Genomic DNA, 14,674 nt, shown 5'->3' with positions numbered 1-14,674 from the left:
TTTTTATCTCTCCCTGAACGCTTCGCGCGCTTTCAAAACCGGTTTAAGCAGATAAGACAGGATGGTTTTTTCACCTGTTTTGATCTCAACGCTGGCGGTCATCCCCGGAATAATGGGGAAATTTTTATCTTTGACGTGTAAATTCGTGCCGTGGGTGCGGATATAGACACGGTAATAGGTTGCATCCTCACGCCCGGAACGCGCTTTGGTTTCATCAATAATGGTATCGGGGCTGATGCTCTCGATGACGCCGTCAAGTCCGCCATAAATGGCGAAGTCATAGGCGGAGATTTTTACCGTAGCGGGCAGGTCAGGGCGCAAGAAGGCGACTTCGGTGGGTTTGATGCGGGTCTCCAGTAGCAAATTATCTTCTGACGGGATAAGAGACATAATCTGTTCGCCGCGCGAGATAACGCCATCAATGGTCGTGGCTTTGATACTGTTGATCGTCCCTCTGACCGGGGCGGTAATCAGAGCATGCTTAATTACATCCTTGCGTCCAATCAGCCGCGCCTCGACCTGGGCCAGATCGGACTCCAGCCGGGTCAACTCGCTGTTGGCGTCGGAATGGTACTTATTGGTGCGGTCGGCTATTTGTAGCCGGAGATCGTTTGCCTGTCGCCGCAGGCGGAGGATCTCCATATCTGATATCAATCCGCGTTTCGCCAGCGGTTCTGATAAATTTACCTCTTCTTCCGCCAGCTTCAGGTTGTGTGAAAGGGAGCTGATGCTCTCCTCCAGCAATTTGCGGCGGGTCTGATAAGCCTGAGTTTCATCCTGAATCAGGGTGTGAAATTCATTTATTCCCTCGGGAAAAGTTAACGGTAAATCATAGGCTTCCGCCCGGGCGCGGGCGATTGCTGCTTTCAGGCTGTGGGATTTGGACAACTCTTCCTGATAATTGGCCTCTGAGCGTGTCGAATCCAGCTTGAGCAGAGGCTGACCTTTTTCCACCAGGTCGCCTTCTTTCACAAACAGCGCTTCCAGCGTGCCATCCTCAAAACTTTCAATGATCTGTTCATGGCTGGCGGGGATCACTTTGGCTTCACCTTTGGTCACTTCTTCAACCACGGCGAAATGCGCCCAGACCAGCCCTGTGACGACCACGAATAACAGCAGCCATAAAACCAGCATGCTTTTGGGCGTTTTCTGCAGAATAATGGCGCTTTGCAAATCGTCCAGAAACGGCATATCAGCCGGTTGAAGAGGCGTTTTGTTACGCATGGGTCGCCTCCTTGCGCCCGGCTTTGGCCGGTAGTGACGATTGAGAAAGTCTGGCCAGAATGGGGGCCTTGGGGCCGTCAGCCAGAACCTTTCCATCTTCCAGCACAATGATGCGTTCAACCAGACTTAGCACCGCCGCGCGGTGGGTCACAATCACCAGGGTTTTCTGCTGGATTACCTGTTTCAATTGCGCAATAAACTGCGCTTCCGATGTGCTATCCATTGAGCTGGTGGGTTCATCCATCAGTAAAATCGTGGGGTTAAGCAGTAAACAGCGGGCGAGAGAAACCAGCTGCTTTTGCCCGCCTGACAATCCTTGCCCCATTTCACCAACCGGCATGTCGTACCCGGAAGGGTGACGGCGGGCGATAGCATCAATGCCCGTTAATGTCGCCACCTGCAAAAAGTGTTCAGTGCTGACGGCAGGATTTCCCATAATGATGTTTTGCCGTAACGTTCCCTGAAACAGGCGATTGTCCTGGCAAACATAGCCACAGGCGGAACGCCAGTCGGCGGGATCGATTTGATTGACGTCGAGCGCATCCATCGTCATTTGCCCCTGGGTGGGCAAATAGAGGCGGGCGAGAATTTTCAACAGCGTCGATTTGCCACTCCCGATACTGCCTAAAATGGCGACACGTTCACCCGGTCGAATGTTGATATTTAACGGATGCAGAATGGGTTGAGGATCATGCAGACCAGTTTTGGGATAATGAAAACCGACGTGGCGTAGTGCTATTTCCCCTTTGAGCGGCGGTGACGGTAAAAAGTGCGCCTGTTTATCGCGCTCTGTCGGCATCGCCATCAGTCGATTCAGGGAATGTAAGGCTGTTTTTGCCTGCTGGAAGCGAATGGCCAGGCCAACCACGGCAGCCAACGGTGATAACGAACGCCCTGAGAGGATCACCATCCCGACCAGTGCACCCATGGTCATTTCCCCGGCATGAATCAGATACACGCCCCACAGCACGATCAGAATGGTACAGACCTGCTGCACGTAGCTGACAAAATTACTGGTCAGATTAGACAGATAGCGGGTTTTCATGGACGATGCCGCCGCCAGCGCGCTGAAATCATTCCAGCGTTTTTGCATCACCCCTTCACCCTTCGCCGCTTTAAGGGTTTCCAGCCCGACGATGGTTTCGATGACCAATCCCTGTTTCTGCGAAATCTCACTGATGTTCTCTTGCATATATCGTGACAGCGGCCACTGGATCGCGACGCCGGCAATGATAATCACCGGTATTGCCAGCAACGGAATCATTGCCAGCGGCCCTCCGATGGCGAACATGATGCTGAGGAACAGCAGACAAAAGGGGAGATCGGAAAGCGTCGCCAGTGTGGCCGAAGAGAGAAAATCTCTGACCGATTCAAATTCCCGTAGCTGGTTAGCAAACGAGCCAGCGGAGCGGGGCTTGCACTCCATGCGTATCGCCAGCGTTTTGCGAAACAGCAGCGACCCCACCAACAGGTCGGCTTTTTTTCCGGCGGAATCGACCAGCCAGGTTCTTATCTGTTTCGCGATGAATTCGAAGGTAATGGCGATCAACACCCCGATCGCCAGTGACCAGAGCGTGGCATAAGCCCCGGTTGGCACCACCCGGTCATAGACGTTCATGGTGAAAAATGTGGTCGATAACGTCAGCACATTGGCGAGTAGCGCAGCCAATGCGGCACTGTAGAAATACTGGCGAAAGCGCCAGAGGTTGGAAAATAGCCAATGTCCTGACCGATCGCTATCAGGCAAAATTTCCTGGTCGCCACGGGGCGCAGGTTGAACCTTTAACTTTGTCAGCAAGGCAAAACCTGTAGCCTCATTAGCCAATGTCTCTGGTGAAACATGGCGCAGGGTCCCATCGGTGGGCGTCAGCAGGCTGTATCGTCCCTGATGCTTTTCCAGCAGGATGACATATTCGCCGCTGGCCATGGCGAGGATGACCGGGTAGAGCGATTCAGACACGGTCAGAATATCTCTCTCCACCCATCCCGCCTGAATCCCAGCCTGTTCCAGCATCAGCATGGCAATATCGGGAACCAGGTGTTCCCCGCGCGGAAGACCCGCATAGAGCACATCCTCGCTGGCTGATTTTCCATGGTGTCTGACAAGCCAGGTTATAGCGCAGAGTAAGGTATCTTTCTCCTGAAGTGCAGAAGATGACGGGTTCTTATTTTCTTTCATAATGAACTTTTCTGATCCTGGATAATGGTAATGTCATCTGCCTTTATTTTTCTTTTTTTATGTTTTTATTTTTTAAGTTGTGCTGGCATGGGACAAAAGAGTGGCGGGGGATAATAATAGGGAGTTTGACTTTATTCCTGTGATTAATTTATGAGATCTGGATGTGATCCTGATTTTGTGGGTTATATCTTTACTTTTCAGTTTGTTAATGTTTTTTGTAGTTGTTTTTTAAGTTGATGGCGAGGATTTTATCAGGACTCTTTCACGTATATAGCTGCCCCGATATATATATTTGTGTTAATTCAACATCTATCATCCTCTGAGTTGCCTGCCTTTAATAAAGCGACATCTCAGACAGAACTTAATCCTGTGCTTTAGCACAGAAATTATGCTGAAATACAACACCGGGAAATTAATATGACATATTCATCGTCAACGGACGACTTACTGAATCGTGCAGCGAATATTAACGCCAGCGAAAATAACATTATCATCAAAGTTGAGCCGTTAACGCAATTAACTATCCAGTCGCCACCGCATGGCCAGATTGGGATAAAAGCAGGCGCAGACATCGCTTCTATCAAAAGCCTGAAGTTTATTCGTCATGGTAATGATCTGGAAATTTTTACCGATCACGGTGAGCATCCCGTGGTGTTGATTGAAGGTTACTATGCGCAGGAGACGCCGCCGGAAATCTATGGCATAGACGATCAGGGGCATCGCTATAGCTGGTCATCAGCCGGGGATGCTTCGCTGGTCAGCGCGCTGACAGAGGGTGAAAGCAGTAGCCGGCAAGCGATGCCCGCTCAGGAAGGCGACAGCAGTTTCTCTGCTCAGGCGGCAGATGTCAAAGCACCCGAGCAGCAGGATGATAACGACGATAAAGGCGCGGCGGGTCTATTCGGCATGTCCGGTGGCTGGGCGGCAGCGGCAGCAGGTCTCGCCACCGCAGCCATTGCTGGCGGGGTGATGGCAGCGTCACATCATGGTAGCGGATCGGACAAACCTTCAGGCAACGACAGCAGCGAGCGCCAGCCCAATCCCGCCTATGACATTGCGATCAGCGATAAGGATGGAAATCGCATTACTGGCAATACCACCAACATCGCGACCCCGACTATTCAGGGTAAAGCGGAACCCGGCATGACCGTCACCATTAAAGATGGCGACAATGTTATTGGTTCTGCCGTGGTTGATGATAATGGTGACTGGCAGATCACCCCGGATGTCCCGCTGGCGGAAGGCGGCAGCAATTTGCAGGTGGATGTCACCAATCCCGGAGGCGGCAACACTTCATCCGATATGGCGGTCAACGTTGATACCACGCCACCCCCAGGCGCACTGTCTGATCTTCAGTTGATTAACGACAATGATCCGGGCAATCCATCGGTGATTACCCATGGCATCACTAACGACGCCACGCCGACGATTACCGGTACTGTCGACGGTGCAGAGGCGGGTGATCGTGTGGTCATTAAGGATAATGGTACGGTGCTGGGCTATGTGGACATTGATGCCAATGGTCACTGGAGCTATACGCCAGATCATAACCTGGCTGAGGGCCAGCATCAGCTTACCGCTGAATTGCAGGATGCAGCGGGTAACAGTGGTGCATCACAACAGGTCGATCTGCACGTCGATACGACTTCTCCAGACGCGGCGCACAACATCACCGTGGACGACAGGGACGGTAACGCCAACAGCGGCACGGATACCAACGACAGCACCCCAGTGATTCACGGCCAGGCTGAACCCGGCAGCACCGTCACCATTAAAGATGGCGATACGGTAATGGGTTCTGCGGTAGTGGATGGCAACGGCGACTGGCAGATCACCCCGGATGCGCCGCTGGGCGAAGGCGGCAATGAATTGGTGGTGAATGTGACAGATCCTGCCGGTAACAGCACGGAATCCGATCTGATCATCACTGTCGATACCACGCCCCCGGACAGCGTCAGCACCATCCGCATCACCAATGATGCCAACGAGACGATTGATGGCTCAAAGCCGACCAACGACAGCACTCCGCACATCAGTGGCCACGTAGACGGTGCGCAGGCGGGAGATAAAGTGATCATCCGGGACGACGGTAAGATCCTGGGTGAAGCCGCAATCGACGAAAACGGCGACTGGCAGTTTACCCCGCAGCCTGCGTTGGGCGATGGTGGCCACAAAATCACCGCCACTGTCACCGATGCGGCAGGCAACCAGGGGACACCGTCCGCGAGTATCGATTATACCCAGGATACCCTGGCACCGACCTCCACCAGTACGCTCGAAATCACTAACGATGATGGCGGAGTGATTAGCGACACCAATCCCACCAATGACAGTACGCCGCACATTAGCGGCCATGTCGCTGGCGCTCAGGCGGGTGATAAGGTCATCATCAAAGATGACGGTAAGGTGTTGGGCGAAGCGACCATCGGCGAAAACGGTGACTGGACCTTTATCCCGGATCCGGAGTTGGGCGATGGCCCGCACAAAATTACCGCAACGGTCGCCGATGAGGCGGGTAATGAAGGTAAGCCGTCCTACACGGTAGAGTATGACCAGAATACGCAACCGGAAGAGGGTACCAGCACCCTGAAGATCACCGACGATCATGAGAATCTCATTGATCGCAACCATCCCACCAACGACAGCACGCCACATTTCAGTGGCCGTGTAACCGGTGCGAAACCGGGCGATAAGGTCATCATTAAAGACGGTAAAGAACAATTGGCTGAAGTTGCCGTTGATGCCGAAGGTAACTGGCAGTTTACCCCGGAGAACGGTCTGGATGAGGGGGAGCACAATATCACCGTGACTGTCACCGACTCCGCGGGGAACTTAGGCTCAACTACCGGCCCGGTGAATTACACCCTGGACACCATTCCGCCAGCGCCAGCGACCGATATCGTGGTTACCAATGACCAGACTCACGAGGTCATTCTTGCCAATGGGATGACCAACGATAAATCACCGACGCTCAGCGGCAATGCGGAAGCCGATTGCACGGTAAACATCCTCGATAAGGATGGCAAGGTGTTGATATCTGTGAAAGCAGATGATCAGGGTGCATGGCGCACCGAGGTGCCTGATCTGGCTGATGGCCACTATGATCACATGCAGGTTCAGGTGGTGGATGCGGCAGGCAATCATAGCGAAACAGTTGTCCCGGTGTTCGTTGTGGACACCATCAACAACAGCAGCACCACCATCGTCACTGATTCAGAGAAAACCGATGCAACGCCAACGTTCAGCGGGCAGGTCACCCTCAAGGATGATGACACGTACGATACAGTGACGGTCACTATTAAGGATGATCAGGGCAGGATTATTGCCAGTGACGTTAAAGTCAATCCTGACGGGAACTGGAGCTTTACACCTGATAAGGATCATCCGCTCGATACTGGGCCGCATCATATCAGCGCGGTGGTGGTGGATCAGGCGACTAACGAATCGGAACCGGGCTATCTGAACGGCAGCGCAGACGGCAGCTGGACGGTACTGCCATCGGCACCCGTGGTCCTTTTTACTGAGGAGAGAGAGGGAACCGGGGACAACTTTGGTTATGCCATTACCACTACCGAAGACTTCATTTATATCACCGCACCCCGGGGCGGGCTGAATGCGAGTAAAGGCGCAAATTATCAGGGACTGATATACGCTGTCGCCAAAGAAAATGCCTGGATGATTAACGAAAGTACCAGCATGGAAGCGCTGTTCAAAGCACATCCAGAAATAGGCACCATTATTACCAACCACAGTGCCGTTCATACACCCAGCGGAGATGCCGGTGACCTTATGGGCTATGGCATCAAGGCACTGGACGGTGGTTGGGTGGCGATTTATGGCCACTGGAATGACAAAGTGTTCTTCGTAAAAGAACCGCTGCCGAATAATTTCGATCTCAACGATATCGCAAGTGCTGAAGGTGGTCATAGCGCTTATGGTTTTATGATGACCGATAATAACTGGGGGAGATATTTTGGCTTCAACGTGGGATCCGTCGCCAACACGAATGGTACGCTGACGTTTATGATCGGTGATATCGCCGGTCCGCGGACCGAGCAGGGGGTGATTACCACCGTCACCTTCGATCCTGAACATAGTAAATGGGGCAATATCACGCTGCAACCCGACCCGAAAAATACAACCGCACATGCCTCGTGGGTACCGATTACCACACCGGATGGCATGGTGGTGGGCAATATCGATTATGAAGATTACACCAATGCAACCGGTTCGACTCAGAACTATAACTTCGGCTCGGATATGCAGATGCTGGGGGATATTTTCGGTAATCAACATCAGTATCTTGCCATTCAGGATGCTGAATCAGCGGTGAAGGGCGAAGCAGGGCGCGGAACCTGGTATTTATATCAGGTTCCTGAGGGTGGGTTGCCCAATAGTTTCAGCATTGCAGAAGCGACAGCGGATCCCAGCCAACTGATTCGCATCCATAACATCGGTGCGGGTACGTTAAATGAAATCAATGCGCGCCCAATTGCCGATGGTGGAGGAGCCGAACAGATTCCGCATAACCATAATATTGCCAATCTTGGCGGATTCAGCAACGGCGCCGATACGGACATTGCGATCGGTTCCTGTACCGATTACACCGGTCAAACCAATGGCAAGGTATGGGTTCTCCATAGCAACAAGATCAAGGGTGACATCAATATCGGTGTCAACGATAAGGTTACAGATTTCGACACCCAATACGGCTACGGCATCATCAGTACCAATCATCCCAGTAGTAAACAGGGTTTTGGTCTCAATGTGATTGGCGGCTATGACTTCAATGGTGACGGCATCCATGATCTGATCATCAGCGACCCGCTGGCAGTAAATAGCAACAAAGTTGTCGGTGCGGTTTATATCGTCTACGGCGGCCATGAGGCGGACTATCAGGAGGCGCTGAAAGCCAACCATGGTCAGATCGATATTCAGACCATACTCGATAAAGGCTGGGGAGAAGTGCATTACGGCAGTGTTGAAAATCAGTACTTTGGCTGGTCGGTGGATGTTGTTGATATGAACAAAGATGGTCATCCGGATTTGATCGTGGGGGCCCCCTCGCAATTGGGTGTGGCAATCAACAATAACAATCAGGACGTACACAACGATCAGTACAATGGTCAGGTGTATGTGATTTATAACAGCCATGATGCACCGGTGGCGGACGATCCGACGCCTGCTGCCCGCGCGTTCAGTGTTGACGATTCCTCTCATCACGATGACAGCGGTATTGCGTTGCTGCTGGATGGCGACCATCAGAACGTCGATCTGGCAAACCTGGTGGATGCGCTGAAGGATATGCATCACATTGATATGTCCAACGGCAATAACACATTGCAAGTGGATAACCAGACGCTGGATAAAGTGGAGGGCGAAAACCATGATGCCCTGTTCGTCACTGGCGAAAATGGCAACGTTGAGCTAAGCGGTGGGGCGGATCACTGGCAGGATAATGGCACCGTTACCATTGATGGCAAGGTTTATCATGATTACCACAGCAGCGGTCAATCTGAAGTGCTGATTGAAGACAGGATCCACGTCACCATCCTGTAATCACAGCCTAAAACGCCCGGGGCCAGCGTGGTAACGCGTCTGGCCCCGGGTTATTTATGGGGCAGAAAATTTAGCCCAGCGTTCCCGTCAGGCGACGATGAAAATCACTGCTACGGTTATCCAGTCCGACAAAGATCACGGTGGCACCATGACGCTGATAGCGATATTCAATGGCGTCCAGTGCTGCGACGCTGGAAGCATCCCACACCTGCGCATGGGTCAAATCAATCGTCACTGATTTTGGATCGTGCGCGTAGTCAAAATGCTCGAACAGGTCGTTGCTGCTGGCAAAAAACAGCGGGCCACGCACGGTGTAATGTACCTGGTCACCTTCTTCGCTCAGCTGACGTTCGGCGTGGATTACATGTGCAATGCGGCGTGCGAACAGCATCATGGCAAGGATCACCCCAACTAACACGCCCAGCGCCAGGTTACCGGTCGATACCGTCACGGCGACGGTCAGCACCATGACCAGCGTTTCTGACCATGGCATGCGTTTGAGTGTCGCAGGTTGCAGGCTATGCCAGTTAACGGTTTTCACCGCCACCACCATCATAATCCCCGCCAGCACCACCATCGGGATTTGCGCCATGATACGACTCAAGCCGGTCACCAGCAGCAGCAGAACCAGACCGGCGGCCACGGTGGAGACGCGGGTACGGGCTTTACCCAGCTCCACGTTCACAATGGTCTGGCCGATCATGGCACAACCGGCAATCCCACCATAAAAACCGGCCAGGATATTGGCGATACCCAGCCCCCAGGACTCGCGACGTTTGCTGGATGGGGTATCGGTAATATCATCCACCAGTTTCGCGGTCAGCAGTGATTCCATCAGACCAACAAAGGCAATGCTGAGCGCTGTCGGCCAGATGATTTGCAACGTTTGCAGGTTAAGCGGCACCAGCAGCGTGGTGAACCCCGGTAATCCGGCCGTCATCGGGCCTTCATCACCCACATCAGGTACGCGATAACCCAGCAGCAGCGCAACAGCGGTCACTACCACAATCGCCACCAGCGGAGAGGGAACGCTTTTCAGCACTTTCGGCAGCAACAACACAATCGCCAGCGTAACGGCAAACAGCCCCCATACCAGGCCGGACTGGCCCCAGACATGGGGTACCTGCGCAAAGAAAATCAGAATCCCGAGCGCGTTGACGAAGCCAATCATCACCGATCGCGGGATATAGCGCATCATGCGCGCCATGCCCGCGAGGCCAAACAGAATCTGAATCACGCCACCCATCACCACGGCTGGCAGGATATATTCCACGCCGTGCGCGTGGACCATTGGGCCTATCACCAGCGCCACCGATCCCGCGGCGGCGGTGACCATCGCCGGGCGGCCACCCAGCAGGGATAATGTCAGACACAGCACCACTGACGCCACGAGGCTGACTTTAGGATCGACACCCGCAATCACTGAAAAAGAGATGACTTCAGGAATCAGGGCCAGTGCCGTAATGATCCCGGCCAGGCATTCGCGAGTGAGAAGGGCAGGCGAGCGCAATACGCGGCTTACCGTGAGATCTTCGGTTAGATGGCTCATAAATTGTGCAGGCTCTTTTATTATGTTGCGCTTACCGAACGGTAAGGCAGTGACCAGATGAGAAACAGACAGGGAAAGGGATGTTACCGTTCAATGCAGTAGGATGCCAGACTAAATCTGTCGTCAGGCGGGGGATTCCATCCATGGAATCGTAATTCAGACCGAGACATCATCCGGTGTTTTATGCACGACGATCTCCAGCAACTGGCGATAAATATCCAGTTGGGCCACATCATTTTCCTGCTCAAGCCGGGCAATCAGGGCATAAATGATCGCCTTATTGGTGACCGGCATTCCGGTTTGCAGGATTTCAGCAACGATTTGACCAAACACGGCCATTTGCTTATCTGCACTTTCACTCGCCAGATTGAAATAGTGCTCGATGGCCTGATCGCGGCTTATTACGGCGTTTTGCATGTGTAAAGTCCTGAATTCAGTCTGATAAGGGGTATCAGACCGGCGATGATAAAACTCTCACGCGGACAGGCGTGAAAGACCCAATGTCATCTCACTCAAAAAAAGACACCTCTGGAGGTGGAAATCCACAACACCTTCAGAGGCGGCACAACGTGCATCATTCGTTACAGGACTGTTAACCAGTCCCTGGGGAATAAACTTATACAATGACTATCAATCTGTACAAGGTAATTATGAACATTTTGTGCTATCCTCTGACTTGCCGCCAGATAAATAGATAGTTATCTCGCAAAACCTATACAGCAAGGCTGTACAGTTTCACTGGGTATGTCAGATTTCGCACTACAATGGTTGGCATGAATTGATGAGGGTTTCTGGCGTGTAAGTCGGTACTTTTCAATCGCAACCGGGGCTGCGTATAATAACGCCACTTTTTAGTTAGGCACCTAACCATTAGGTAACTATCTTTTGACTGACTATCCACAACCTTTCTCCCGTTTATTACATCTCACCGCGCATGCATGGCGGCTGGCGGTTGACCGTCGTCTGAAAGAAAGCGGGCTGAGTATGAGTAGCTGGATGGCCATCGCCACGGTGGCAACGGCCAATGAACCGCCGACGCAAAAAGCGCTGGCGCAGTTGCTGGGTCTGGAAGAAGCCAGTGTGGTGCCACTGGTGGATCGGCTGGTGAAACAGCAGCTACTGGCGCGCGTCCAGCCTCAGGAAGATCGTCGCAAGCGCCTGCTGATGCTGACGGAACAGGGCAACGTTGCTTTTGCCGAAGTCAAAACTCAGGCCGATACGCTACGCGCCCAGTTGCTGGCGGATATCGACCCGCAGGCGCTGGCGGTCACCGAGCAAGTGTTGCAGCAATTACTGACGCGGCTGGGGACGTTATAACCGTGGCAAAGCGCATCATCGATCTTTACCGCGTATTGGAGGATGGCTGGAAAGGGCAATCATCATGCTTTTGTGTCATTTTATGGTAGATATCCCGGTTTAATCACAGACTTATCTGATATTCCGTGAGTACATTCTGATAATAAAGTGATTTATGCTTTTTTCTCTTGTTTTTGCACCATGCGGCATTACTCTCAGCGCGCCAGACAGACAGGCGCAGAGATTTGCTCATAACAGGGGAAAAAAGGGAAATGATGATAAAAACATGGGGCGTGGCGCTGGTGGTCACGGCGACGTTGTTAACCGGTTGTGTCTCTCGTACCGCGCCGATCGTGGCGATCAATCAAACGCTGAGCCAGCGCTACAGCGACAACCAGATGAAAAATACCATTATCGAAGCGGGTCTCAGCCGTCAGTGGGTGATGACACCGGCAGGGCCGGGGGTGATCAATGGCCGTCTGACGCAACGCGGCCATTCCGCGGAAATCCGGGTGACCTATAGCGCGCAAACCTACAGCATTCAATATGTTGGCAGCCAGAACCTGTTAGCGAGTAAGGGTCAGATCCATCGTAATTACAATCGCTGGGTACATAACCTCGATCAGGACATCCAGCTGCGGCTTGCGGCACTGGCGACCCGATAAGGGCGTCTGCGTGCAGGTCTGCCACCAGGTTATAGAATTAGTCAGTTGCCCGCCTTCTTTAATCGGCAGACATCCGCCACCGCGGATGACCGGAATCAGGCAGGGAAGGGATGCCGCACCAGCAAAATCTGACCTTCCCTCTGGCTAATAAAAAGAATGCAGGTATGAAACTCGCTTACACACTTATCGACTGGCATGCTCAGGCACCGGGCCTTGATACCCTCAGTGCCTGGCAGCATTGGGCAGAATATGCTCCGCTGATTGATGCCAGCCAACCGATGGCCAAACCCCAATTTTTACCCATGATGACGGCGCGCCGTCTGAGCAGCGGCAGCCGCGCGGCGGTGGAGTGCGGCCTGGCATTGCTGGCGCGTCAGCAGGTGGATGCGGTGGTGTTTACCAGCCGTCACGGTGAGCTGGAGCGTAATCTGCGCATACTGGATGCCCTGGCGCAGCAGCAGGCGCTATCCCCCACCGATTTCGCCATGTCCGTCCATAATTCTGCCGTCGGTAGCCTGACCATTGCAGCACGTGAGCCTCTGGTATCCACCTCGCTGGCGGCGGGGATGGATAGTTTCCAGCAGGGGTTGCTGGAAGTGGCGGCACTGCATCAGGCCGGTTATCAGCAGGTGATGCTGGTGGATTTCGACGGCCTCGTACCGGAATATTATCGCCCCTGGCTGGCAGAGATGCCGTTCAATGCTCCTTATGCGGTGGCGCTGTTATTGCGTCGTGGTGACGGCTGGCGTTGTCAGGCACGGCCACAACGCCCAAGCCATCCTGCATCATTGCCGCAAAGTTTACTGTTTCTGCACGGTCTGCTCGGAAAGCAACACGCCTTTTGTGTGCCAGGAGAACGGCATGAATGGCTGTGGGAGCGTGCGCATGATTGAGCGCAATGACGGCGGCTGGAATTATTACTGGCGGCTGCTGATGACGGCCGTCAGCTTTACTTTGTTCAGCGTCGGCGGGCTGTTGTTGTCGCTGATCGGGTTCAATCTGTTGCTGCTGGTACAGCGTGATAGCGTGCGTCGCCGTCAGATCGCCCGGCGCAGCATTGCCTTTAGTTTCCGTTGTTTTTTGCGCTTTTGCCGCCGGGTGGGTGTCTATGACTATCACATCGAAGGGGCTGAGCTGCTGCAACAGGATCGGGGTTGCCTGATTGTCGCCAACCATCCTTCATTAATTGATTACGTGATGATCGCCTCGGTGTTACCAGAGATGGATTGCCTGGTGAAAGCCGAGTTGCAACACAACTTCTTTTTACGTGGCGTGATCCGCGCTGCGGATTATCTGATCAACAGCGAGGCCGCCACGCTGCTGCCTGAGAGCCAGCGGCGTCTGGCGCGCGGCGATACCATCCTGATTTTTCCCGAGGGCACCCGTACCCGGTATGGCGAGCCACTAAAATTACAACGGGGCGCGGCCAATATCGCCGTACGTGCGGGATGCGATTTGCGCGTGGTTCATATCAGCTGTACCCAACGTATGCTGGATAAGCAAAGCCGCTGGTATCAGATTCCACCGGTTAAACCGCGATTTACTGTGCGCGTACAATCACGCATTGCCAGCCAGCGTTTTTACGAAGCGCATGAAGATGCGCAGCCACTGGCTGCACGTCACCTGACGCGTTACCTGCAGCAGGCTCTGACCCCTGAAGAGACCAACTAAGCTATGCAAGCCACGATCAACGAAATTAAACACATGATTATCGACACGCTGAATCTGGAAGATATCAGTGTGGACGATATCGATACCGATGCACCGCTGTTTGGTGAGGGTCTGGGACTCGACTCCATCGACGCGCTGGAACTCGGCCTGGCGGTGAAAAATCGCTTTGGCGTGCAGTTATCCGCAGAAAGCGAACGACTGCGCGCGCATTTCTTTTCCGTGGCCACGCTGGCCGCGTTTATTGAACAACAGCAAGCCTGAGAGCGGTAAGCATGATGAATAAAGATGAGATTTACCAGGAAGTTGCAGCGCTGCTGACCTCGTTGTTTGAAATTGAACCTGACGACATCCGCCCGGATGCGCGTCTGTATGAAGATCTCGAGCTCGACAGCATAGATGCCGTCGATATGGTGGTGCATCTGCAAAAGCGCAGCGGCCACAAATTCAGCCCGGAAATGTTCCGCTCGGTGCGTACCGTGCAGGATGTGGTGGATGCGGTGGCACAACTGACACGCGAAGACTGAGGACGCA

General features: G+C 53.3%; 11 protein-coding genes. 7 read left to right on the top strand and 4 right to left on the bottom strand.

The genetic code is table 11. The annotated features are described in order from the left end of the window. Positions 1–3: 3 nt before the first annotated feature. Positions 4–1,224, bottom strand: coding sequence for an HlyD family efflux transporter periplasmic adaptor subunit (locus RCF31_RS05730; protein ID WP_416412789.1), 1,221 nt, complete (start codon positions 1,222–1,224; stop codon positions 4–6). After that, complete coding sequence (locus RCF31_RS05725) at positions 1,217–3,403, bottom strand: type I secretion system permease/ATPase (protein ID WP_416412788.1); 2,187 nt, start codon at positions 3,401–3,403, stop codon at positions 1,217–1,219. The genes RCF31_RS05730 and RCF31_RS05725 overlap by 8 nt, the downstream gene beginning before the upstream one ends. A gap of 417 nt (positions 3,404–3,820) precedes the next feature. On the opposite strand from RCF31_RS05725, the gene RCF31_RS05720 reads away from it, so the two are divergent. Next, positions 3,821–8,962: an Ig-like domain-containing protein gene (locus RCF31_RS05720; protein ID WP_416412787.1), complete on the top strand. Its 5,142-nt coding sequence runs from the start codon at positions 3,821–3,823 to the stop codon at positions 8,960–8,962. Positions 8,963–9,032: 70 nt separating this feature from the next. Here the strand turns inward: RCF31_RS05720 and RCF31_RS05715 are convergent, their stop codons facing one another. Together RCF31_RS05715 and RCF31_RS05710 are read right to left on the bottom strand one after the other, a co-directional pair. Next, entirely contained in the window at positions 9,033–10,511 is a 1,479-nt protein-coding gene (locus tag RCF31_RS05715; protein ID WP_416412786.1) for a SulP family inorganic anion transporter, read from the bottom strand. 156 nt (positions 10,512–10,667) lie between these two features. Further along, positions 10,668–10,928, bottom strand: a complete 261-nt coding sequence (locus tag RCF31_RS05710; RefSeq protein ID WP_416412785.1) for a biofilm/acid-resistance regulator YmgB/AriR — start codon at positions 10,926–10,928, stop codon at positions 10,668–10,670. Positions 10,929–11,396: 468 nt separating this feature from the next. Between RCF31_RS05710 and RCF31_RS05705 the strand changes: the two genes are divergently transcribed. The 6 genes from RCF31_RS05705 to RCF31_RS05680 all read left to right on the top strand — a co-directional run bounded on the left by RCF31_RS05705 (position 11,397) and on the right by RCF31_RS05680 (position 14,667). Continuing rightward, positions 11,397–11,828, top strand: coding sequence for a MarR family winged helix-turn-helix transcriptional regulator (locus tag RCF31_RS05705; RefSeq protein WP_084873829.1), 432 nt, complete (start codon positions 11,397–11,399; stop codon positions 11,826–11,828). A 251-nt stretch (positions 11,829–12,079) separates the two neighbouring features. Next, on the top strand, positions 12,080–12,472 hold the full coding sequence (locus tag RCF31_RS05700; protein WP_416412784.1) for a hypothetical protein: 393 nt from the start codon (positions 12,080–12,082) through the stop codon (positions 12,470–12,472). A 164-nt stretch (positions 12,473–12,636) separates the two neighbouring features. Next, the gene (locus RCF31_RS05695) at positions 12,637–13,365 is read left to right on the top strand and encodes a beta-ketoacyl synthase chain length factor (RefSeq protein WP_416412783.1); all 729 of its coding nucleotides are present in this window, start codon (positions 12,637–12,639) and stop codon (positions 13,363–13,365) included. Further along, positions 13,334–14,143, top strand: a complete 810-nt coding sequence (locus RCF31_RS05690) for a lysophospholipid acyltransferase family protein (RefSeq protein ID WP_416412782.1) — start codon at positions 13,334–13,336, stop codon at positions 14,141–14,143. The genes RCF31_RS05695 and RCF31_RS05690 overlap by 32 nt, the downstream gene beginning before the upstream one ends. Before the next feature lie 3 nt (positions 14,144–14,146). Next, a complete protein-coding gene (locus tag RCF31_RS05685) occupies positions 14,147–14,404 on the top strand; it encodes a phosphopantetheine-binding protein (protein ID WP_299445883.1) in 258 nt (85 codons plus the stop codon). An 11-nt stretch (positions 14,405–14,415) separates the two neighbouring features. After that, positions 14,416–14,667: an acyl carrier protein gene (locus RCF31_RS05680; protein ID WP_299445880.1), complete on the top strand. Its 252-nt coding sequence runs from the start codon at positions 14,416–14,418 to the stop codon at positions 14,665–14,667. The last annotated feature ends 7 nt before the right edge of the window (positions 14,668–14,674 follow it).

Source organism: Pantoea sp. App145 (genome assembly GCF_047947045.1).
Classification (GTDB): domain Bacteria; phylum Pseudomonadota; class Gammaproteobacteria; order Enterobacterales; family Enterobacteriaceae; genus Pantoea.
Note: the sequence above shows the minus strand (reverse complement) of the source record. Positions and strands in the feature narration are given on the sequence as shown.

Excerpts from the sequence above, each read along its gene's own strand:
- RCF31_RS05730 (WP_416412789.1), bottom strand. The coding sequence starts at position 1,224 with ATGCGTAACAAAACGCCTCTTCAACCGGCTGATATGCCGTTTCTGGAC.
- RCF31_RS05725 (WP_416412788.1), bottom strand. The coding sequence starts at position 3,403 with ATGAAAGAAAATAAGAACCCGTCATCTTCTGCACTTCAGGAGAAAGAT.
- RCF31_RS05720 (WP_416412787.1), top strand. The coding sequence starts at position 3,821 with ATGACATATTCATCGTCAACGGACGACTTACTGAATCGTGCAGCGAAT.
- RCF31_RS05715 (WP_416412786.1), bottom strand. The coding sequence starts at position 10,511 with ATGAGCCATCTAACCGAAGATCTCACGGTAAGCCGCGTATTGCGCTCG.
- RCF31_RS05710 (WP_416412785.1), bottom strand. The coding sequence starts at position 10,928 with ATGCAAAACGCCGTAATAAGCCGCGATCAGGCCATCGAGCACTATTTC.
- RCF31_RS05700 (WP_416412784.1), top strand. The coding sequence starts at position 12,080 with ATGATGATAAAAACATGGGGCGTGGCGCTGGTGGTCACGGCGACGTTG.
- RCF31_RS05695 (WP_416412783.1), top strand. The coding sequence starts at position 12,637 with ATGAAACTCGCTTACACACTTATCGACTGGCATGCTCAGGCACCGGGC.
- RCF31_RS05690 (WP_416412782.1), top strand. The coding sequence starts at position 13,334 with ATGAATGGCTGTGGGAGCGTGCGCATGATTGAGCGCAATGACGGCGGC.
- RCF31_RS05685 (WP_299445883.1), top strand. The coding sequence starts at position 14,147 with ATGCAAGCCACGATCAACGAAATTAAACACATGATTATCGACACGCTG.
- RCF31_RS05680 (WP_299445880.1), top strand. The coding sequence starts at position 14,416 with ATGATGAATAAAGATGAGATTTACCAGGAAGTTGCAGCGCTGCTGACC.